The organism is Streptomyces sp. NPDC088817, from assembly GCF_044750345.1.
Taxonomy (GTDB): Bacteria; Actinomycetota; Actinomycetes; order Streptomycetales; family Streptomycetaceae; genus Streptomyces.
This window is the reverse complement of the sequence record NZ_JBIVJN010000012.1, coordinates 36,131-56,083: the sequence shown is the minus strand read 5'-3', so window position 1 is coordinate 56,083 and position 19,953 is coordinate 36,131. Positions and strand designations below refer to the sequence as shown.

Below are 19,953 nucleotides of genomic sequence, written 5' to 3'. Positions count from 1 at the left end.
CGGGTGGCGGGCTCGAAGGGGTTTCCGCACGGTGCCGGACCCTACTGCCGGTAGCCGCCGAGGAACCGGCCGATCCTGCTGATCGCCGTGTCCAGGACGTCGGCGTGGGGGAGCGTGAGGATGCGGAAGTGGTCGGGGGCGGGCCAGTTGAAGCCCGTTCCCTGCACCACCTGGATCTTCTCGCGCAGCAGCAGGTCCAGGACGAATTTCTCGTCGTCGTGGATCGGATGGACCTTGGGGTCCAGGCGGGCGAACGCGTACAGCGCGCCCCTGGGCTTCACGCACGTCACGCCCGGGATCTCGTTCAGCTTCCGCCAGGCCACGTCGCGCTGTTCGCGCAGCCGGCCGCCCGGCGCGGTCAGCTCGCGGATGGACTGGCGGCCGCCGAGGGCGGCCTGGATGGCGTACTGGGCGGGGGCGTTGGCGCACAGGCGCATGGAGGCCAGCATCGTCAGGCCCTCCAGGTAGTCCTTCGCGTGCTGTCCGGGGCCGGTGACCACCAGCCAGCCGGAACGGAAGCCCGCCACGCGGTACGTCTTGGACAGGCCGCAGAAGGTGAGGACGACCAGGTCGGGGGCGAGCGCCGCGGTGGAGTGGTGGACGGCGTCGTCGTAGAGGATCTGGTCGTAGATCTCGTCGGCGAGGACCATCAGGCCGTGGCGGCGGGCGAGGTCGAGGATGCCTTCGAGGATCTCCTTGGGGTAGACCGCGCCCGTCGGGTTGTTGGGGTTGATGATCACGACGGCCTTCGTACGGTCGGTGATCTTCGCGGCCATGTCGTCCAGGTCCGGGTACCAGTCGGCCTGCTCGTCGCACAGGTAGTGGACCGCCTTGCCGCCCGCCAGGGTCGTCACCGCCGTCCACAGGGGGAAGTCCGGGGCGGGGACGAGGATCTCGTCGCCGTCCTCGACCAGTGCCTGGACGGCCATCGAGACCAGTTCCGAGACGCCGTTGCCCAGGAAGACGTCGTCGACGTCCACCTCGAGACCGAGGGTCTGGTAGCGCTGGGCGACGGCCCTGCGGGCGGAGAGTATGCCGCGCGAGTCGGTGTACCCGTGCGCCCGCGGCAGCATCCGGATCATGTCCTGGAGGATCTCCTCCGGCGCCTCGAAGCCGAAGAGCGCCGGGTTGCCGGTGTTCAGCCGCAGCACGCTGTGGCCGGCCTCCTCCAGTGCGTCCGCGTGCTCGATCACCGGGCCGCGGATCTCGTAACAGACCTCGCTGAGCTTGCTCGACTGCCGGAACTCCATGCGCCGCATCCCTCCGGTGACTGATCCTGCTTGGTTTTACCAAGTGAGAGCTTGGAAAGTCCAACAACGCGTCTACACTGCCTCGCATGTCGCCTCGACGTAGCTACGACCAGTTCTGCTCCGCCGCCCGCGCGCTCGATGCCGTCGGGGACCGCTGGACCCTGCTGATCGTCCGGGAGTTGCTGGCCGGGCCGCGCCGCTACACCGATCTGCACGCCGACCTGCCGGGAGTGAGCACGGACATGCTCGCCTCACGGCTGAAGGACATGGAACGGGACGGGCTGACGACCCGGCGCCGGCTGCCGCCACCCGGAGCCGCCCACGTCTACGAACTCACATCACGAGGTCGGGAGTTGCTGCCCGTGCTGCGCGCGCTCGGGGAGTGGGGGCAGGCGGAGCTGGGGGAGCGGCGGCCCACCGACGCACTGCGCGCCCACTGGTTCGCGCTGCCCCTGCTGCGGGCCCTGGAAGAGACCGGAGTCGAGGCGGGCGTCGTCGAAGTCCGGCTGGACGAAGGCGACTTCCATCTGTACGTCGGAGCCGAGGAGGGCGCGCTCTACGGGTACGGCCCCGCCCCGGAGGAACCGGACGCCCGGCTGGCTCTGGACTCCGCCACGTGCACGGCCGTCAGCCGCGGGGAGTTGGGCCTCGCGGAGGCGCTACGGGACGGACGCGTCGAGGTGACCGGAGGCGGCCCCGCCGCCAAGGCCCTGCGCGCGAACGGGGCATGAGCGAAGGCCCGCCCCCCGAGGGGAGCGGGCCTTCACGGTTCGTGTCGGGCGAAGGTGTGTGTCAGACCCCCGGCGGCATCCGCGAGGGGCGACCCGATCCGCGTGTCAGCGCGTATCCGCCGATGCCCGCCAGCGCGGCCAGGACGCCGCCGATGCCGGTCCACACCCAGCGGTCGGACCACCAGCCGGAGGACCAGCCGCCGTCGGGTTCGATGCTCGACAGCACGGCCGACTTCTTCTTGCCGCCGTCGTCGTTCGAACCGCCGCTGTCCTGCTCGGACTTGACCGCGATGCCCGGGGTCAGCGGCTGCGCGAGCGAACCGTCGACCGCGGCCGCGCCGCCGATCTCCTTGGACTCGGCCTTCACCTCGGCGCTGACCGGCAGCCCCAGGTCGGACGCCGGCAGGCCGACCGCCGTCAGCCGCACGTAGTACGTGCCCGGCAGCGGGTCGTTGGCCCACGGCTCGGCCCAGGCCCGCACCGTGCGCAGCACGCAGGCCAGGTCGACCGATGCCGTGCCCTGGCCCGCGGTGCGGGTCTGCACGCCGTACTGGCAGGACTGGCGGCGCCGCAGACCGTCGTAGACGTCGATCTGCCACGTCTGCGAGGCGTGCGAGTCGGGCAGCTTCACCGTCGCCTTGACGGTGGGGCGCTGCCCGGCGTCCGCGGCGAACGACCAGTACATGTAGTCGCCCGTGGAGCCGTTGGCGGTCGCCTGCTGCCCCTGCTCGATCTCGGTCGCGCTACGGAAGGAGGTGCCGGCCTGGCTGGGCGCCCCGCTGTCGCCGGACGGGTCCGCCGAGGGCGACGAGTCGGCGGCCGCGGGGCCCGCGGCCAGCCCGAGCGCCAGCAGTGCGGCGCCCAGCACACGGTTGATACGCATCAGTTCGTCCTCCAGATCGCGACGCGCCAACGCGACACCCAGCCCCACAGCAGGCCCGCGACGAAGCCGGTCAGCACCAGCGCGCCGAGCAGCCACCAGCCGCGGCCGAGACCGAAGGAGGCCACGTCGCTCGACTTGCCCGGACCGTCCACCACGTCCACGGTCAGCTCCAGCGGCATGCCCGGAGTGGTCTTCACCCCGGAGGCCGCCGAGAAGGCGTTGGTGATCTGAAGGCACACGGTCTCGGCCGGGGCGCTCTCGTCGTCGCTCTCCGGCTTCGGGTAGCGCAGACCCGTGGAGATCACGTCCGTACGGCCGTTGCCCGCCGCCTCGCCGCGTACGATCTCCCGGCCATGCTCCGTCACGGCGCGCACCAGCAGGCCGTAGTCGGGGTCGACGGCACGGTCCGCGGCGACGCTCACCGAGGCCCGCAGCTCCTGACCCGGGTTGACGTCCACCCGGTACCAGCGCTGCTGCCCGAACTCCTCACGGTCGGTGTAGAGACCGGACTTGAGCGTCGGAGCCTTCGCGCACTCGGTGGCGCCCTCCGCGGCCACCGGCGTCACCACCGGGTCGGCCGCCCGGTCGACCAACTGGCCGACGCGGTCGCTGAGTTCCTCCTTGTGCTGCACGGAGGTGTAGGTGCCGCCGGTCGCCTCCGCGATGCAGATGAGCTGGTCGCGGGTCTTGGCGTCGGGCACCAGGCCGAGGGTGTCGATGGTCAGACCGATGCCCTTGGCCGCTATCTCGCGGGCCACCTCGCACGGGTCCAGCGGCTGGCAGGTGTCCTCACCGTCGGTGATCAGGACGATCCGGCGCATGCCGTTGCCGCCGTCGAGGTCGGTGGCCGCCTTCTGCAGCGCCGGTCCGATCGGGGTCCAGCCGGTCGGCACCAGCGTCGCCACCGCCGTCTTGGCCTCGGTCCGGTTCAGCGGGCCCACCGGGTAGAGCTGGGCGGTGTCCTTGCAGCCCGTCTGCCGGTCGTTGCCGGGGTAGTTGGCACCGAGGGTGCGGATTCCGAGCTGGACCTCCTCCGGGGTCGCGTCGAGCACCTCGTTGAACGCCTGCTTGGCCGCGGCCATCCGCGACCCGCCGTCCATGTCCCGGGTCCGCATGGACCCGCTGACATCCAGGACGAGTTCGACCTTCGGGGCGTCCTGCCCCTCCGTCTCGTCGGCTACCGCACCGGTGGGAAAGGCCATCCCCACCGTCAGGGCGGCGAGCAGAGCACAGACTCCCGCCGCCAGCCGTTGTCTTGTGATCATCGGCGGATCTTATTGATCCGACGCGCCGGGGACCAAAACGAGCGGGTTGGGCAGCACGGTCCACTGGTCGCCGGGGGTGCCGGGAGACAGCCGCATCAGCGTCAACGCCTTGGCCGGAACAGGCTGTTCGCGCAGCGCGACGAGGTCCGGGGTGCGCGGCAGCTCCCCTACGGCCGGCTCCAGCGCGGCCCGCAGCGCCGCCGCCGATCCGGCCGTTCCCGCCAGCGCGCCCGCCACCAGCGAGCCGAACAGCTTGCGGCGCAGGGCGGTCGGGTCGTCGGTGAGGTTCCGGGCCGGCAACTCCGGTACGGCGATACCGTGCCGGGAGAGCCGGGCGGGACTGATCCGGATGTCGGCGAGGTCGCGGTAGACCAGCCGCAGCGGGGAGCCGGACCCGGACAGCACCACGAGCAGGTTCTGGCCGTGCGCCTCCAGGGCCACCCCCAGCTCCAGCAGATGCAGGCCGACGGTCAGCGCCAGCCGCGTGAACTCCCGCATCCAGGCGGGCGAGTCGGGCAGGTCCGTGGTGGGCAGCGCCGCCACCGGCACGACATGCTCCCCGGGCGCCGCGTACGTCCGCGGCGACTCGCGCCACAGGGCGGCCAGTTCGGGGGAGCCCGCGGTGGCCGCGCCCAGTGTGCGGGTGATGTGCAGCAGGCCGTCCGTGCGGGCCGCCAGGTCCACGGCGAAGTCCGACAGGGCGGCGGAGGCGGTCACCGAGCCGACCGAGATGTCCCGGACCGAGGACGTCAGCCGGGCGCTGAGCGAGGTCTTGACATGCGGTCCGCCGGGCACGGCCAGCGTCCGCAGCGACATCAGCGGATGCGCCGCGAGGACACGTTCCGCACGGGGCTGCTCGAGCACGTGCGCCGCCTGCCAGGGATGCACGGGGATCAGCAGCCGCCCGCCGTCCCGCAGATCCTCCGGCCACGCCCCGCTCACCAGGCAGTCCCGCTCCGGGACGGGTAGCAGGCCCAGCTCGACCGACGGCCGGTGCTCGGGCCCGTACGCGAGCTGCTCGGCGACCGAGAAACCCGGCCGGGAACGGCAGTTGGGGTGGAACGGGTGACCGTCGACGACCCGCTGCTCCCACTGCCAGTCCGTCACCGGCCACTCCCGTGGGGAGGCCGCCCCCTCGGGCGGCTGGTCGGCCCGCGACAGCGCCAGCGAGGCGACACTGTGTCCCAGTTCGGCGGCGAGGGAGCCGCCGTGCGGCACGGCGAGGTCGCGCATCAGTCGCGCCGGATCCTCGTGGACCGTCCCGGCCAGACGTACGGCCGTGACGTACCCGGAGGTGGCGTACGGGTCCGGTGGCGGACCCTCCAGCAGGCGGCCGTCGCGCAGCCGCAGGACGAGCGCGTTCCGCGTGCGCTCCCGGCCGGTGATCCACGGCAGCGGCTCATGGGCGAGCGCCCGCCACAGCCGGGTCAGTACGGCGGCCCGCGCGCCGCGCAGCCGCGCCGCGTACCGTGGGGCCAGGTCGGGCCGCACGGCGGCCAGCTCCTCGGCGACCTCGGTCTCGGTGGCTGGGGGACGGTGCACGGTCGGACTCCTCCGATACGGGCGGGCGTCAGGTCGGCGCGCGCCGGGCAGACATACTGATCACCTTCGCACCGTGTGGACTTATGGACCGAACGGACCGAGTAAAACGCATGGAGTTCACGCCCCCCACCGACGGCACCGCGCCTGACACCGGCGACATCGCGTCCCTGACAGGCGACCTCGCGGAGCGCGCCGACGCGTACGCGGCCGCGCCCCTGCTGAACTGCCTGCTCCGCGAGGTCGCGCAGCCGTGCCGGGACTCGGACGGGTCCCGCACGTACCGGCTGCCGGGCGGAGGCCGGCTGCTGCGGGTGCGCGGCGGGCGGCGGCCCACCGCGCCGGAGGTGTACGCAGCGGACGGCTGGCAGCGGATCGGCCACCCGGAACTGGTCAAACTCGTGACCGAGGAGCTGCGCCGGTACACGGGCCTGTCCAACGACGAACTGCCCGCCGAGATGATCGACAGCCGGGAGGCGGTGGCGGCGCTGCTCGCCGCCCGCGACCGCGCGCCCGTGCCCGAGGACCCGTACGTCCGCTCCGAGCAGTCGCTCGTCACCGGCCACCCGTACCATCCGGCGCCCAAGGCGCGCGGGGGCGGCCCGGTCGCCTCCTGGCTGCCGTACGCGCCCGAGGCGCACGCCCGCTTCCCGCTGGTGCTGCTCGGGGTGCGCGAGGACGTGGCCGTCGAGGAGGGCGACACCTCGGCGCTCGGCGCGCTGGGCCAGGCCCCGCCCGGCTACCGCCTGCTGCCCGCCCACCCCTGGCAGCTCGACCTGGTCGGCCGCGACCTGGCCGGGGCCTTCACCGACGGGCGGCTGCTGCGGCTGGGCACGACGGACCGCGCGGTGTGGCCCACGGCGGCCGTCCGCACCGTCCATATCCCCGACGCGGACCTCTTCCTGAAGTTCAGCCTGGACGTACGGATCACCAACGACGTACGACGGCTGTGGCGGCGCGACCTGCGCGAGCTGCGCCGCACCGACACGGCCGTCGTGACCGCGTTCGGCCGGCTGCCGGGCCCGGCGGCCTGGCTGTCCGACCGCGGCTACCGCACCGCCGCGTTCGCCTTCGAGGAACTCGCCGTCGTCGTCCGCGACGGACTCGGCGAGCACCTGGTGCCCGGGTCGACCCCGCTGCTCGCCGCCGCCCTGGCCGAGGGCTTCGGCGGCAACCCGCTGGACGGCCCGGTGGACCCGGCACTGTGGTGGGAGGCGTATCTGCGCCAGGTCGTACCCCCCGCCCTCGGGGCCTTCGCCCGGCACGGCGTCGTCCTTGAGGCCCATCTGCAGAACTCGCTGATCGCCGTGGACGCCGACGGCATGCCCGTGCAGGCGCTCTTCCGGGACGCGGAGGGCGTCAAGCTGGTGCCGGACGTCCCCCGGGCCGCCGGATGGGAGCGGCTGGTGTACTGCCTGGTCGTCAACCATCTCGGTGAGATCGCCGCCGCCCTCGCCGAACGCCACCCGGGCCTCGACCCCTGGCCCGCCGCCCGCCGCGAACTGGCCCGCCAGGAGCTGCCCGAGGCCGCCGCCCTGCTCACCTCGCCCACCGTGCCCGGCAAGACGAACCTGCTGCTGCGCTGGACGGGCGCGGACGGCGCGGCGGCCCGTTACCAGCCGCTGCCGAACCCGCTGGTCACCACCCGAATCCCGCGCTGACCCCGGCGGGTGCGGCGAACGGCGCTCCGGCGCGTGACGGCCGCCCGTGGGTCAAGGCGTGCTCAGCCGCGCAATTCTGACGCCCCCTCATGCAGCCGTCCTGGTTTTGGAGAGATCGAGACAAACCGTTCACCCGCCGTTGGGATACCGGCCGGGAGTCACGGTTTTACTCGCTTCGCCTTGTTCGGTCGTACCCGGGTTCCAGTTGCCCCGTGCCGCCGTTCTCCAATTTCAGGAGCGACTCCATGTCTCTTCCTCTTCCGAGGAACTCCCGGTCCCGTCGGACTCTGGTCCGGGCCACCGGCATCGTGCTTGCCGTGACCGGTCTCAGCAGCTTCCTCGCGGGGCCTGCCGACGCCAACCCGGCCGGTACCGCACTGGTGATCAACGAGGTGTACGGCGGGGGCGGCAACTCCGGCTCCACCTACACCAATGACTACATAGAGCTCTTCAACCCGACCGACGCGGCCGTCAGCGTGAGCGGCTGGTCGGTGTCGTACTTCAGCGCCAAGGGCAACCTCGGCGGGACGACGGCCCTCTCCGGCAGCGTGCCGGCCCACGGCTACTACCTGGTCCAGGAGGCGAAGGGCACCGGCGGCACCACGCCGCTGCCCACACCCGACGTGAGCGGTCAGCTGGCGATGTCGGCGACCGACGGCTCGGTGACGCTGAACGACGCCGCCAGTGCCGTCATCGACACGGTCGGCTTCGGCACCGCCTCGGTCGTCGAGGGCGCGGCCGCTCCCGCGCCGAGCAACACCACGGCCGTCACTCGCGTGACCCCTGGTGTGGACACGGACAACAACAGCGTCGACTTCACCACTCGTCAGCCCGCCCCCAAGAACTCGGGCAACGCGCCCGGCGACGGCGGCTCGGGCGGCGACGGCTCGGGTGGTGACGCCGGCGAGGTGACGATCGCCGAGATCCAGGGCACCAACACCGACACCTCGCCGCTGGCGGGCAAGACGGTCACCACCGAGGGTGTCGTCACGGCGGTGTACGCGACCGGCGGGTTCAACGGCTTCTACATCCAGACGGGAGGCTCCGGCGGCACCGTCGCCGACGACAAGACCCCGGGAGCCTCGGACGCCGTGTTCGTCTACGGGTCGCAGGCCGCCGGCACCGTGGCCATCGGCGACAGCGTCCAGGTGCGCGGTACGGTCCAGGAGTTCGCGGGCACCACCGAGATCATCTTCCCGGCCGTCACGAAGCTGTCCACCCCGCTGCCGTCCGTCACGCCCCTCAGGATCGCGTGGAGCGACCTGGAGACGGACGCCCAGAAGGAGGCGCACGAAGGCGAGCTCATCGCGCCCCAGGGCGACTTCACGGTGACGGACAACTACAACACCAACTTCTACGGGCAGATCGGGCTGGCCGCCGGCAACAAGATGCTGCGCCAGCCGACGGACGCGGGCACCGCCGGCAGCGACGCCGCGCAGCAGGCCGCCGACTACAACGCCTCCCACGCCATCACTCTCGATGACGGAGCGAGCGTCGGCTACACCGCCACCGGCGCCGCCGCCAGCGACCCGCTGCCCTGGCTCACCGCCGACAACTCGGTCAGCGTGGGCGCCAAGGTGACCTTCCACAAGCCCGTGGTCCTGGAGTACCGCAACTCGCTGTGGAACTTCCAGCCGACCGGCCAGGTCAAGGGCGCCGGCACGGACATCGTCACCTTCTCCGACACGCGCGCCCAGAAGGCGAAGCCGGCGGCCGTGGGCGGCGAGGTCCGCCTCGCGACCTTCAACGTGCAGAACTACTTCCCGATGACGGGCGACCTGTACATCGCCAAGGGCCTGGGGAAGTGCTCCTTCTACAACGACCGCCAGGGCAACCACATCGCGGTCAACGACTGCGGTGCCACCGGCCCGCGCGGTGCCGCCGACGAGGTCAGCTTCAAGCGCCAGCAGAGCAAGATCGTCACCGGCATCAACGGTCTCGGGGCCAGCGTGGTCTCGCTGGAGGAGGTCGAGAACTCGGCCAAGTTCGGGCAGGACCGCGACACGGCGCTCGCGGGCCTGGTCGACGCCCTCAACGCCAAGGCGGGCGCTGGCACCTGGGCCTTCACTCCGTCGCCGGCGGCCGTGGACCGGCCTGCGGTGAGCGCCGAGGACGTCATCCGGACCGCGTTCATCTACAAGCCGGCCGACGTCTCCCCGGTGGGGGTCTCGCACATCCTGAAGGACCTCTCCGGTCCCGGTCAGGACTTCTCCATCGCGCGCGAGCCGCTGGCCCAGGGCTTCAAGGCCTTCGGCACCAACGACTCCGACGCCTTCCTGGTCGTGGCCAACCACCTGAAGTCGAAGGGCGGAACCGGCGCCGGTCTCTACCCCGGCGACAAGGAGGACCCCCGCCCCGCCTACAACCAGGGCGCCTACAACGAGACGCGCACGCACCAGGCGCACGACATGCTCGGCTTCGCGCAGGAGCAGGCGCAGGCGCTGAAGACGGACAAGGTGTTCCTCGTCGGCGACTTCAACGCCTACAACCACGAGGACCCGATGGAGTACCTGTACAGCCAGGGCTACAGCGACCTCGGGTCGGCGTACGACCCGGACCACTACTCCTACGCCTTCCACGGCCTCCAGGGCACCCTCGATCACATCGTCGCCAGCCCGGCCGCGCGGTCGATGGTCACCGGCGCGACGGTCTGGCAGATCAACGCCCAGGAGTCGGTCGCCTACAACTACAGCCGCTACAACTACAACGTCACGCAGCTCTTCAACGCCGACGACCCGTTCTCGGCCTCCGACCACGACCCCGTCGTCGTCGGCCTCAACACGCGCTCGGAGTCCGGGAAGATCGCCTCCAAGGTCGGCCTCAAGGTCACCCCGAACAAGGTCGTGGTGAACAAGACCGAGGCCATGGCGCACGTGACGGTCACGGCCGCCGGCGCCAAGCCGACCGGCACCGTCACGGTGACCGTCGACGGCCGGACGTGCGGCGCCAAGCTCAGCGGCGGCGTGGCGAACGTCAAGCTGCCGGTGTTCCGCAAGGCGGGCACGCACACCGTGACGGTGAAGTACTCCGGTGACGCCAAGGTGCTCGCCGGGACGGCTGACGCGTCGGTGACGGTCACCACCAAGTAGGACGGGAAAGCGCGCACGCGCGGACGCGCGCAGGCCGACGGGAGCCTGCCCTCCGGGGCAGGCTCCCGATCGTGCGACCCGCGGCGGCCCCCGGGGACGTCATGCCTTGTGCTGCATGCTGCGCCGTGCGGGGCTGCCCTGCTCGGCGGCCTTCGGATCCTTCTCGTCGGCCTTGGAGCGCACGCCGTCGGCAATGCGCTTGCCGATCGTCTCGTCGATGTTCGACCAGTACGTGAAGGCCCGCTCCAGGACCGGTTCGCTGACCCCGTTGAGGAGGTGTCCGACGACGTTGTCGACCAGACGGTCCCGCGCGGCGTCGTCCAGGACCTGGCGGACCAGCGTGCCGGGCTGCCCCCAGTCGTCGTCCTCGGGGTGGGAGACGTACGCGGTACGGACGATCTCGCCGTCGGCCGTCCAGCTGGGCGGCGGTCCGAAGCGGTCGGGGTCGGCGGCAGGACCGCCCTTGGAGTTCGGCGCGTACACCGGATCGGTCCGCTTCCGGTACGCCATCGCCCCGTCCTTCGAGTAGGTGTGGACGTCGACGATGGGGGCGTTCACGGGAAGCTGCTGGTAGTTGGCGCCGATGCGGTGCCGGTGGGCGTCCGCGTAGGAGAACAGCCGGGCCAGCAGCATGCGGTCCGGACTCGGCCCGATCCCGGGGATGAAGTTGTTGGGCTGGAACGCCGCCTGCTCGATCTCCGCGTGGTTGTCGGTCGGATTGCGGTCCAGCGTCATCCGGCCGACCGGAATGAGCGGGTAGTCGCCGTGCGGCCACACCTTGGTGAGGTCGAACGGGTTGAAGCGGTAGTGCGCGGCCTCCGCGTACGGCATGACCTGCACGTACAGGGTCCAGCTGGGGAAGTCGCCGTCACGGATGTGCTCGAAGAGATCGCGCGTGTGGTAGTCCGTGTCGACGGCGGCCATCTGGTCGCCCTCGTGCTGGGTGAAGAACTCGATCCCCTGGTCGGTCTTGAAGTGGTATTTCACCCAGAACCGCTCACCCCTGGCGTTGATCCACATGTAGGTGTGGGAGGTGTAGCCGTTCATGTGGCGCCAGCTGCGGGGGATGCCGCGGTCTCCCATCAGCCAGGTCACCTGGTGCGCGGACTCCGGCGAGAGCGTCCAGAAGTCCCACTGCATGTCGTGGTCGCGCAGGTTGTTGTCCGCGCGGCGCTTCTGGGAGCGGATGAAGTGCTGGAACTTCATCGGGTCCTTCACGAAGAACACCGGCGTGTTGTTGCCGACCATGTCGTAGTTGCCGTCGGTGGTGTAGAACTTCACGGCGAAGCCGCGCGGGTCACGCCAGGTGTCGGGGCTGCCCCGCTCGCCGGCGACCGTCGAGAAACGGATGACCAGGTCGGTGCGGGTGCCCGGCTGGAACACGGTCGCCATGGTGTAGGCGCTGACGTCCTCGGTCACCTCGAAGTGGCCGAAGGCGCCGCTCCCCTTGGCGTGAGGCTGGCGCTCGGGAATCCGCTCCCGGTTGAACTGGGCCATCTGCTCGATCAGGTAGGCGTCCTGCAGCAGGACCGGCCCGCCCGGGCCCAGGGTGAGCGAGTGCTCGTCACTCTCCACCGGCGCGCCGGAGTCCGTCGTGGTGGCGGGATGGAACTCCGTCATGAGTCTGCCCTTTCGTTGTGCCGGTGCTCCATGCACTTCCACCTTCGCGTGACCGTGAGGACCCGTGCTAAACACGCCACCGCCGAATGCGGTGCGAGGATCTTTCGATCCCGGCTGTCACGCTTCGTTACCATGGAGTTTTCCCGGGTCGCACCGCATCGGAGCCGGCCGTGGAATGTCAGGCAAGCGACCCCTGGGGCATTGGAAGATGATGAGAGAGGTCACCGCAACCCACTACATCGAGCCCCTGCGGTCCGGCGGCTCGGTGCCCGGCGTCGTCGAGGCCGACGACCTGGGGACGTACGTGGTCAAGTTCACCGGCTCCGCGCAGGGCCGCAAGGCGCTGGTCGCCGAGGTCATCGTGGGTGAGCTGGCGCGCGCCCTCGGACTGCGTTTCCCCGAGCTGGTCCTCGTGCACTTCGACCCGGTGATCGCCGCGCACGAACCGCACCAGGAGGTGCGCGACCTGCTCGACGCGAGCCCGGGCGTGAACCTCGGCATGGACTACCTGCCGGGCGCCGCGGACTTCACCCCCGAGGTCGCCGAGCACTTCCCGGTGGACCCCGTGGAGGCGGGCCGGATCGTCTGGCTGGACGCGCTGACCGTCAACGTGGACCGCACCGTCCACAGCTCCAACCTGATGGTGTGGCCGACCTTCGGCACCGCGCCGCCGCGCCTGTGGCTCATCGACCACGGCGCGGCCCTGGTCTTCCACCACCGCTGGGACGCCGCGGAGCCGCAGAAGGCCTACGACTTCCGCCATCACGCCCTCGGCCGGTACGCGCCGGACGTGCGCGCCGCCGACGCCGAGCTGGCCCCCAGGGTGACCCGCGAGCTGCTGCGGTCCGTCCTCGCCGAGGTGCCGGACGCCTGGCTCGCCGACGAGCCCGGCTTCGCCACCGCGGACGACGTCCGGCACGCCTACGTCGACCACCTGGCCGCCCGCGTCGAGGCGTCCCCGGCCTGGCTGCCCACCGACTTCCCCAGCCGCGAGGAGCTGGCGGCGGAGGAGTCCCGGCGCGCGGCGCGTACCCGGGCGGGCCGCCCGGACTGGCTCAAGACCGTCCCCGACCTGCACGGCAGACCGGCGGCCGCACAGGACTGGTCCGCGCACCTGGGATGAGCCGGGGCACGACGCGCGACGGCCCCGGAGACGAGAGTTCCGGGGCCGTTCGACGCGGTGCGGGGGGTCAGCCCTTGAGCTGCTGGTACGCCGGCAGGGTCAGGAAGTCGGCGTAGTCCTCGTCGAGGGAGACCTGGAGCAGCAGGTCGTGGGCCTGCTGCCAGTGACCGGCGGCGAAGGCATTGTCGCCGATCTCCTCGCGGATGTTCTGCAGTTCCTCGTCGGCGACCTTGCGGGCCAGTTCCGGCGTGACCTTCTCGCCGTTCTCGAACTCGACACCGGCGTTGATCCACTGCCAGATCTGCGAGCGGGAGATCTCCGCGGTGGCCGCGTCCTCCATCAGGTTGAAGATGGCGACCGCGCCCAGTCCGCGCAGCCAGGCCTCGATGTAGCGGATGCCGACCTGGACGGCGTTGACGAGGCCCGCGTACGTCGGCCTGGCGTCGAGGGAGTCGATCGCGATCAGGTCGGCCGCCTCGACGTGCACGTCCCCGCGCAGCCGGTCCTTCTGGTTCGGCCTGTCGCCGAGGACCTTGTCGAAGGACTCCGCGCAGATCGGCACCAGGTCGGGGTGGGCCACCCAGGAGCCGTCGAAGCCGTCGCCCGCCTCGCGGTCCTTGTCGGCGCGGACCTTCTCGAAGGCCACCTTGTTGACCTCGGCGTCCCGGCGGGAGGGGATGAAGGCCGCCATGCCGCCGATCGCGTGTGCGCCGCGCTTGTGGCAGGTGCGCACGAGGAGTTCGGTGTAGGCGCGCATGAACGGAGCCGTCATCGTGACCGCGTTGCGGTCCGGCAGGACGAACCTGGGCCCGCCGTCACGGAAGTTCTTGACGATGGAGAACAGGTAGTCCCAGCGGCCCGCGTTCAGCCCGGCGGCGTGGTCGCGCAGCTCGTAGAGGATCTCCTCCATCTCGTACGCGGCGGTGATCGTCTCGATCAGGACGGTGGCGCGGACGGTGCCCTGCGGGATGCCGACGTAGTCCTGGGCGAAGACGAACACGTCGTTCCACAGCCGCGCCTCCAGGTGCGACTCCGTCTTCGGCAGGTAGAAGTAGGGGCCCTTGCCGAGGTCGAGCAGACGCTTGGCGTTGTGGAAGAAGTACAGGCCGAAGTCGACGAGGCCGCCGGGCACCTGGGTGCCGTCCGCGTCGACGAGGTGACGCTCGTCCAGGTGCCAGCCGCGCGGGCGCATGACGACCGTGGCGAGTTCGTCGTTCGGGCGCAGCGCGTAGGACTTGCCGGAGCCGGGGTCCGTGAAGTCGATGTTCCGGGTGTAGGCGTCGATCAGGTTGAGCTGGCCGAGGACGACGTTCTCCCAGGTGGGGGCGGAGGCGTCCTCGAAGTCGGCGAGCCAGACCTTCGCGCCCGAGTTGAGCGCGTTGATGGTCATCTTGCGGTCGGTGGGACCGGTGATCTCGACCCGGCGGTCGTTCAGGGCCGCGGGGGCGGGGGCGACCTTCCACGAGTCGTCCGCGCGGATCGCGGCCGTCTCCGGGAGGAAGTCGAGCGTGGAGGTGCGGGCGATCTCGGCGCGGCGCTCCGCACGGCGGGCGAGGAGTTCGTCGCGGCGCGGGGTGAACCGCCGGTGCAACTCGGCCACGAAGGCGAGCGCCGCGTCGGAGAGGACCTCATCCTGCCGGGGCAGGGGCTCGGCGTCGACGATGGCCAGCGGGGACGGCGCTGGTGCGGACATGAGCTGTCACTTCCTTCGGGGGAGCTTCTTCGGCGAACCACGTTCAGTGCCACCTTGCCGTGGCACCGGGTGCCCATGGCCACGAAAGCGGCATACCGCACCCGGGGGGCGACGGGTGCTTCTGAAATGTGGATAGTAGTTTCCTCATGGTGGAAGTTCAAGGTGTGTTGATGTCGAGAATCTTCGGGTCGAGGGAAGGTGGCGCTCGGTGCCGTCCCGCTCACTCAAGGTGGCCCAGGTCGGCCTCGGTGTCGATGTCGTACGCCCGTGCCACGTCCCCGCACTCGACGAGGGTGATCGCTCCCTCGTGCGCCCTCAGATAGGCGCGTGCCCCCCGGTCGCCGGTCGCACTCGCCGCGACACCGTCCCAGTGGGCCGCCCCGAGGAGCACCGGATGACCGCGCACGCCGTCGTACGTGGCCGAGACCAGCGCGCCCTCGTCCCGGTACGCGGCCCGCACCCGGGCCACCGCCTCCGCGCTCACGCCGGGCTGGTCCACGAGCAGGACCAGGGCGGCCCGCGCCCCCGTGCCGGCGAGGGAGTCCAGTCCGGCCCGCAGCGAGGAGCCCATGCCCTGCTCCCAGTACGGGTTGTCCACGAGCGCACAGCCGGGCAGCTCCGCGCGCCGCCGCACCTCGGCCGACCGCGCACCCAGGACCACGTGGACGCGCTCGCATCCGGCCGCCCGCAGGGTCCCGACCGCGTGCTCCACCAGCGGCCGGCCCCGGTGCGCGAGCAGGGCCTTGGGCTGCCCGCCGAGCCGGCGCCCGCCGCCGGCCGCCAGCACCAGTCCCGCGATCTCGTCCTCTGTGCGTGTCATGGCTCCTGCATACCGCGCACCGGCCGTTGTCGAGCCGGTGTGCGGGGGCTGAATTTCGGTCCCCGCGGTGGCGCGCCCGGGCCCGGGTGGCGTTTACTGATCTGCGTCCCCCGGCGCCCGACCCGCTCCACAGGGATGTCCGACGGGACCACGGAGGGGACGGCGCACGACGGCGTGCGAGGGGGAGGGGCTGTGTTGCGGAGCTTGGACCGGCGGCCGGCGACCGGCGGCAAAGAGGATCCCAGAGTGACGGAACTGCGGACCGCGGTGGCCCGGCTGCGCCGCGAACTCGCATCGTATCCGGCGGAGTTCACCGACCGAGTCGTCGCCGAGGACGAACTGGCCGCACTCGCCGCGATGACCACCCACGGCACCCCCGAACTCCCGCGCCTGCGCCGCTCCCTGCTCCTGATCGCCGGCTCCATCGGCTCGGTCAGCGCCCTGGCGTCCGGACTGTCCCAGGTGCGTACGGCGGTGGACCTGTTCGGCGAGCAGCCGCGAGGCTGACGAGCCGACGGCGACCGGGCGCCGGGCCACGCCGGCGCCCGTGCCCGCAGACCGGGTTCCGCGCAGGCAGGCTCTTGGTGTCCGTGTCCCTCACGGCCTCAGGCGCCGGATGAGGCCCCGCTCGGTCGCCGCCGCCACCGCCGCGGTGCGCGACTCCACGCCCAGCTTGGCGTAGATGTGCACCAGATGGGATTTCACCGTGGCCTGGCTCAGGAACAGGTGCTTGCTGATCCGGAGGTTCGACAGGCCGTCGCGGACCAGTTCCAGCACCTCCAGCTCGCGGCGGCTGAGCGCGGCCGCTGGCGTGCGCATGCGGTCCATCAGCCGGTGGGCGACCAGGGGCGCGAGGGCCGAGCGGCCGGAGGCGGCGGTGCGCACCGCGGCGGCCAGTTCCCGCGGCGGCGCGTCCTTCAGGAGGTAGCCGGCCGCGCCGGCCTCCACCGCGGCGAGGATGTCCGCGTCGGTGTCGTACGTGGTGAGCACCAGGACGCGCGGTGCGCCGGGTCGTGCGGTGATCGCCGCCGTCGCCTCCGCGCCGTGCGCTCCGCCCGGACCGAACTGCAGATCCATCAGCACCACGTCCACACCCCCCGCCGCGGCCAGCTCCACGGCGCGTTCCGCCGTCGGCGCCTCCCCGGCGATCTCGAAGTCGGGCTCGGCGGCCAGCACCGCCTTCAGGCCCGCGCGGACCACGGGATGGTCGTCCGCCAGCAGCAGCCGGATCGTCACGCGCCGCCTCCTGAGTCCGGGTACGGCAGCGTGACCGCCACCGCGGTGCCCTGGCCGGGCGACGACTCCACGGTGAACGTCCCGCCCAGCGCCTCCGCCCGCGAGCGCATCGCGGGCAGCCCGAAACCGCCGTCCGCCGTCCGGCCGGGCCGTGCGGCGGAGTGCTCGGCACCGGGGTCGAAACCGGCACCGTCGTCGACGACGTCCAGCGCCACCGCCGTGTCCATGAAGCTCAGGGTGATCTCCGCGCGCCGGGCGCGGGCATGCCGCAGGGTGTTGCCGAGCGCCGACTGGGCGATCCTGAGCAGTGCCACCTCGTAGGGGGTGGGCAGCCCGGCCGGGGCGCCGCTCACCGTGAAGCGGACCTCGGGCGGGGCGGCCGGGCCCGAGCACAGCCGTTCCAGCGCTTTGGCCAGCGAGCCGCGTTCCAGGTCCGGAGGGGTCAGCGCGTGCACGAAGCGGCGGGCCTCGGCGAGGTTGTCCTGTGCGGTCGCGCGGGCCTGCTCGATGTGCGCGGCGGCCGGTGAGCCGTCGGGCAGCGCGCGCTGGGCGGCGCGCAGCAGAAGCTGGATGCTGGACAGGCCCTGGGCCAGCGTGTCGTGGATCTCCCGGGCCAGCCGCTCCCGTTCGGCGAGCGTGCCGGCGGTGCGCTCGGCGTCGGCCAGCTCGGCGCGGGTGGCCACCAGTTCCTCGATCAGCTCACGGCGCCGCTCGCTCTCCCGGTACAGCGCCTCGTAGCCGAGGACCGTGGCGACGGCCACCCCGGCGCCGAGCAGCGGGCCGATGAAGGCGCCCACGCTCAGCCGTTCTCCGTGCCCGACGAAACCGGCGATGGCCGCGCCCGCGGTCACGGTGACCGCGGGCAGGCCCCAGCGCACGGGCAGCAGATGGAGCTGGAGGAAGTACAGCGGGAAGGCCGCCCACACCGCTTCGGGGGAGAACGCGAGCAGCACCAGCCAGGCCGCGCAGAGCGCCGCCAGCCACACCGCGGCCACGCGCTGCGAGCGGTGGGTGGCCGGGCTCAGCGCGCCCCAGGCGAACACCGCGCCGGTTCCCAGCGCGGCCGCCACGGTGGCCGCGTCGTGCGCGCGGGCCGCGGCGAGCACGAGCAGGCCGGCGAACAGCGCGTACAGGCACAGGCGCAGCGTGGCGACGACGGGGGAGCGGGGGCGGATGTCCATGACGGGTCCAGGGTAGGCGGGCCGGGCGGTGCGCCGGTCAACCGAAAGTTCGAAAGTCGGCTGCTTCCTACGATCCGCGACAGCCGTGCCCCGGCGCGATGCCTGGCGGGGGCGGCGCCGCGCAGGGTGGACGGCATGTTCGTCGCATGGAGAGACCTGCGGTTCGCCAAGGGGCGGTTCGCCCTGATGGGAGCCGTCGTCACACTGATCACCCTGCTCGTGGGGCTGCTGTCCGGACTCACCGCCGGGCTCGCCGAGGAGAACGTCTCCGCGGTGCGGGCCCTGCCCGCCGACCACCTCGCCTTCGCCGCGCCGCCCGGCGGCCGGCCGGTGTCGTTCACCGGTTCCTCGCTGCCGCCCGAGGCCGTCCGGCGATGGGCGGAGCGCGCTCCGTACGCGGAGCCGGTCGCGATCCGCACGCTCGACGCGGCCGCCGGGAGCCGCACGGCGGCGGTGTCCGAGTTCGCCGTACGCCCGTCGGCCGGCATCGCACCGAAGGGCGTGGCGCCAGGGCGGGCCGTGCTCTCCGCCAAGGCGGCTTCCGCACTCGGCGTCGCCCCCGGCGACCGGGTCCGGCTCGGCTCCGCCACCTGGACCGTGGCGGCCGTCGCGGGCGGCGCCTCCTACAGTCACACACCCGTGGTGTGGACGGCGTGGGACGGCGGCCGGGCGACCGTGATCGCGCTGCGCACACGGGGCGCCGACGTCCCGGCCGTGGACCGGACCGCCGGCACGAGGACCCTCGCCAAGGACGACGCGCTGACCGCGATCGGCTCCTACCAGGCCGAGAACGGCTCGCTGCAACTGATGCGCGGCTTCCTGTTCGCCATCTCCGCGCTGGTCGTCGGGGCGTTCTTCACGGTGTGGACGATCCAGCGGTCCCCCGACATCGCCGTGCTCAAAGCGCTCGGCGCCTCCACCCGCCACCTGCTGCGCGACGCGCTGGGACAGGCCGCGGTGCTGCTCACCGGCGGGACGCTGCTCGGCACCGGGCTCGCGGCCCTGACCGGTGCTGCCCTGGTGCGGGGCAGCGCGGTTCCCTTCGTACTCGACCCACCGACCGTCCTGCTGCCCGCCGCGGTGATGGCCGCCCTGGGCGTGCTGGGCGCCGGCCTGTCCGTCCGGCGGATCACCGCCGTCGACCCGCTGACCGCGCTGGGAGGCGTGCGATGAGCCTGTTCCTCGACGACATCACCCTGACCTACCCCGACGGCGACGGCAGGCTCACCGCCCTGGACCGGGTACGCCTCGAGGTGCCCGCGGGCACGGTCACGGCGGTGGCCGGGCCGTCCGGCTCGGGCAAGTCCAGCCTGCTCGCGGTCGCGGCCACGCTGATCACGCCGGACAGCGGACGCGTGTGCGTGGACGGTACGCCGACGGGGGAGCTGAGCGCCGGGGAGCGGGCGGTGCTGCGCCGCCGCAGCATCGGGATCGTCTTCCAGCAGCCGAACCTGCTGCCGTCCCTGACGGCGGCGGAGCAGCTGGAGGTGATGGCCCGCCTCGACGGCCGCCGGCCGGCCGCGGGCCGGGTCCGCGAGCTCCTGGCCGCGGTGGGCCTCGCCGACCACGCGCACCGGCGCCCGCACCAGCTCTCCGGCGGTCAGCGCCAGCGCGTCAACATCGCCCGAGCGCTGATGAACGACCCTTCCGTCCTCCTGGTCGACGAGCCCACCAGCGCCCTCGACCACGAACGCGGCGCCGCCGTCATCGACCTGCTGACCGGCCTCGCCCGTGCCCGCGGCACGGCGACCGTCCTCGTCACCCACGACCGCGCCCACCTGAGCGCGGCGGACGCGGTACGGGAGATGAGGGACGGCCTCCTGGAGCCGGTCGGCCGGGGAGTGTGAGCCGCGGTCGGCCGG

At 72.2% G+C, this 19,953-nt stretch carries 16 protein-coding genes; 7 read left to right on the top strand and 9 right to left on the bottom strand.

From position 1 onward, the window contains the following. Positions 1-41 precede the first annotated feature (41 nt). Positions 42-1,250 carry a pyridoxal phosphate-dependent aminotransferase gene (locus tag ACIP4X_RS22330; protein WP_401350158.1) on the bottom strand — a complete coding sequence of 403 codons (1,209 nt, stop codon included), beginning with the start codon at positions 1,248-1,250 and terminating at the stop codon, positions 42-44. Between the two features lie 86 nt (positions 1,251-1,336). On the opposite strand from ACIP4X_RS22330, the gene ACIP4X_RS22325 reads away from it, so the two are divergent. Further along, the gene (locus tag ACIP4X_RS22325; protein ID WP_401350155.1) at positions 1,337-1,981 is read left to right on the top strand and encodes a winged helix-turn-helix transcriptional regulator; all 645 of its coding nucleotides are present in this window, start codon (positions 1,337-1,339) and stop codon (positions 1,979-1,981) included. A gap of 61 nt (positions 1,982-2,042) precedes the next feature. On the opposite strand, the gene ACIP4X_RS22320 is transcribed toward ACIP4X_RS22325, so the two are convergent. From ACIP4X_RS22320 to ACIP4X_RS22310, 3 genes are read right to left on the bottom strand one after another with little or no spacing between them, the layout of a single operon-like run. Continuing rightward, positions 2,043-2,864: a hypothetical protein gene (locus tag ACIP4X_RS22320; RefSeq protein WP_391455258.1), complete on the bottom strand. Its 822-nt coding sequence runs from the start codon at positions 2,862-2,864 to the stop codon at positions 2,043-2,045. Further along, on the bottom strand, positions 2,864-4,129 hold the full coding sequence (locus ACIP4X_RS22315) for a VWA domain-containing protein (RefSeq protein WP_358729939.1): 1,266 nt from the start codon (positions 4,127-4,129) through the stop codon (positions 2,864-2,866). The genes ACIP4X_RS22320 and ACIP4X_RS22315 overlap by 1 nt, the downstream gene beginning before the upstream one ends. A gap of 9 nt (positions 4,130-4,138) precedes the next feature. Then, the gene (locus ACIP4X_RS22310; protein WP_391455255.1) at positions 4,139-5,671 is read right to left on the bottom strand and encodes an IucA/IucC family protein; all 1,533 of its coding nucleotides are present in this window, start codon (positions 5,669-5,671) and stop codon (positions 4,139-4,141) included. A gap of 83 nt (positions 5,672-5,754) precedes the next feature. Here ACIP4X_RS22310 and ACIP4X_RS22305 point away from each other — a divergent pair, with 83 nt between their 5' ends. Together ACIP4X_RS22305 and ACIP4X_RS22300 are read left to right on the top strand one after the other, a co-directional pair. After that, complete coding sequence (locus tag ACIP4X_RS22305) at positions 5,755-7,329, top strand: IucA/IucC family protein (RefSeq protein ID WP_391455253.1); 1,575 nt, start codon at positions 5,755-5,757, stop codon at positions 7,327-7,329. Positions 7,330-7,646: 317 nt separating this feature from the next. Then, positions 7,647-10,418 carry an ExeM/NucH family extracellular endonuclease gene (locus ACIP4X_RS22300; protein ID WP_358729942.1) on the top strand — a complete coding sequence of 924 codons (2,772 nt, stop codon included), beginning with the start codon at positions 7,647-7,649 and terminating at the stop codon, positions 10,416-10,418. A 99-nt stretch (positions 10,419-10,517) separates the two neighbouring features. On the opposite strand, the gene ACIP4X_RS22295 is transcribed toward ACIP4X_RS22300, so the two are convergent. Beyond that, positions 10,518-12,038 (bottom strand): catalase, encoded by a 1,521-nt coding sequence (locus ACIP4X_RS22295; RefSeq protein WP_391455250.1) that lies wholly within the window; start codon positions 12,036-12,038, stop codon positions 10,518-10,520. Between the two features lie 208 nt (positions 12,039-12,246). Here ACIP4X_RS22295 and ACIP4X_RS22290 point away from each other — a divergent pair, with 208 nt between their 5' ends. Beyond that, the gene (locus ACIP4X_RS22290) at positions 12,247-13,161 is read left to right on the top strand and encodes a HipA family kinase (protein ID WP_391455249.1); all 915 of its coding nucleotides are present in this window, start codon (positions 12,247-12,249) and stop codon (positions 13,159-13,161) included. Between the two features lie 67 nt (positions 13,162-13,228). On the opposite strand, the gene aceB is transcribed toward ACIP4X_RS22290, so the two are convergent. Next, entirely contained in the window at positions 13,229-14,854 is a 1,626-nt protein-coding gene (aceB, locus tag ACIP4X_RS22285; protein WP_391455247.1) for a malate synthase A, read from the bottom strand. Positions 14,855-15,074: 220 nt separating this feature from the next. Continuing rightward, positions 15,075-15,674, bottom strand: a complete 600-nt coding sequence (locus ACIP4X_RS22280; protein WP_358729946.1) for a nucleotidyltransferase family protein — start codon at positions 15,672-15,674, stop codon at positions 15,075-15,077. 192 nt (positions 15,675-15,866) lie between these two features. Between ACIP4X_RS22280 and ACIP4X_RS22275 the strand changes: the two genes are divergently transcribed. Then, positions 15,867-16,181 carry a DUF5955 family protein gene (locus tag ACIP4X_RS22275; protein WP_358729947.1) on the top strand — a complete coding sequence of 105 codons (315 nt, stop codon included), beginning with the start codon at positions 15,867-15,869 and terminating at the stop codon, positions 16,179-16,181. Between the two features lie 90 nt (positions 16,182-16,271). Here ACIP4X_RS22275 and ACIP4X_RS22270 read toward each other — a convergent pair whose 3' ends face one another. After that, positions 16,272-16,910, bottom strand: a complete 639-nt coding sequence (locus tag ACIP4X_RS22270) for a response regulator transcription factor (RefSeq protein ID WP_358729948.1) — start codon at positions 16,908-16,910, stop codon at positions 16,272-16,274. Continuing rightward, a complete protein-coding gene (locus tag ACIP4X_RS22265; RefSeq protein WP_358729949.1) occupies positions 16,907-18,091 on the bottom strand; it encodes a sensor histidine kinase in 1,185 nt (394 codons plus the stop codon). The genes ACIP4X_RS22270 and ACIP4X_RS22265 overlap by 4 nt, the downstream gene beginning before the upstream one ends. A gap of 135 nt (positions 18,092-18,226) precedes the next feature. On the opposite strand from ACIP4X_RS22265, the gene ACIP4X_RS22260 reads away from it, so the two are divergent. Continuing rightward, positions 18,227-19,264 (top strand): FtsX-like permease family protein, encoded by a 1,038-nt coding sequence (locus ACIP4X_RS22260; RefSeq protein WP_391455244.1) that lies wholly within the window; start codon positions 18,227-18,229, stop codon positions 19,262-19,264. Continuing rightward, complete coding sequence (locus tag ACIP4X_RS22255) at positions 19,261-19,938, top strand: ABC transporter ATP-binding protein (protein ID WP_358729951.1); 678 nt, start codon at positions 19,261-19,263, stop codon at positions 19,936-19,938. Before ACIP4X_RS22260 ends, ACIP4X_RS22255 begins: the two co-directional genes overlap by 4 nt. The last annotated feature ends 15 nt before the right edge of the window (positions 19,939-19,953 follow it).

What these genes read in the sequence shown, in the direction of transcription:
- ACIP4X_RS22290 (WP_391455249.1), top strand. Translation starts at nt 12,247, where the DNA reads ATGATGAGAGAGGTCACCGCAACCCACTACATCGAGCCCCTGCGGTCC.
- ACIP4X_RS22305 (WP_391455253.1), top strand. Translation starts at nt 5,755, where the DNA reads ATGGACCGAACGGACCGAGTAAAACGCATGGAGTTCACGCCCCCCACC.
- ACIP4X_RS22260 (WP_391455244.1), top strand. Translation starts at nt 18,227, where the DNA reads ATGTTCGTCGCATGGAGAGACCTGCGGTTCGCCAAGGGGCGGTTCGCC.
- ACIP4X_RS22320 (WP_391455258.1), bottom strand. Translation starts at nt 2,864, where the DNA reads ATGCGTATCAACCGTGTGCTGGGCGCCGCACTGCTGGCGCTCGGGCTG.
- aceB (WP_391455247.1), bottom strand. Translation starts at nt 14,854, where the DNA reads ATGTCCGCACCAGCGCCGTCCCCGCTGGCCATCGTCGACGCCGAGCCC.
- ACIP4X_RS22295 (WP_391455250.1), bottom strand. Translation starts at nt 12,038, where the DNA reads ATGACGGAGTTCCATCCCGCCACCACGACGGACTCCGGCGCGCCGGTG.
- ACIP4X_RS22325 (WP_401350155.1), top strand. Translation starts at nt 1,337, where the DNA reads ATGTCGCCTCGACGTAGCTACGACCAGTTCTGCTCCGCCGCCCGCGCG.
- ACIP4X_RS22265 (WP_358729949.1), bottom strand. Translation starts at nt 18,091, where the DNA reads ATGGACATCCGCCCCCGCTCCCCCGTCGTCGCCACGCTGCGCCTGTGC.
- ACIP4X_RS22280 (WP_358729946.1), bottom strand. Translation starts at nt 15,674, where the DNA reads ATGACACGCACAGAGGACGAGATCGCGGGACTGGTGCTGGCGGCCGGC.
- ACIP4X_RS22255 (WP_358729951.1), top strand. Translation starts at nt 19,261, where the DNA reads ATGAGCCTGTTCCTCGACGACATCACCCTGACCTACCCCGACGGCGAC.
- ACIP4X_RS22330 (WP_401350158.1), bottom strand. Translation starts at nt 1,250, where the DNA reads ATGGAGTTCCGGCAGTCGAGCAAGCTCAGCGAGGTCTGTTACGAGATC.
- ACIP4X_RS22315 (WP_358729939.1), bottom strand. Translation starts at nt 4,129, where the DNA reads ATGATCACAAGACAACGGCTGGCGGCGGGAGTCTGTGCTCTGCTCGCC.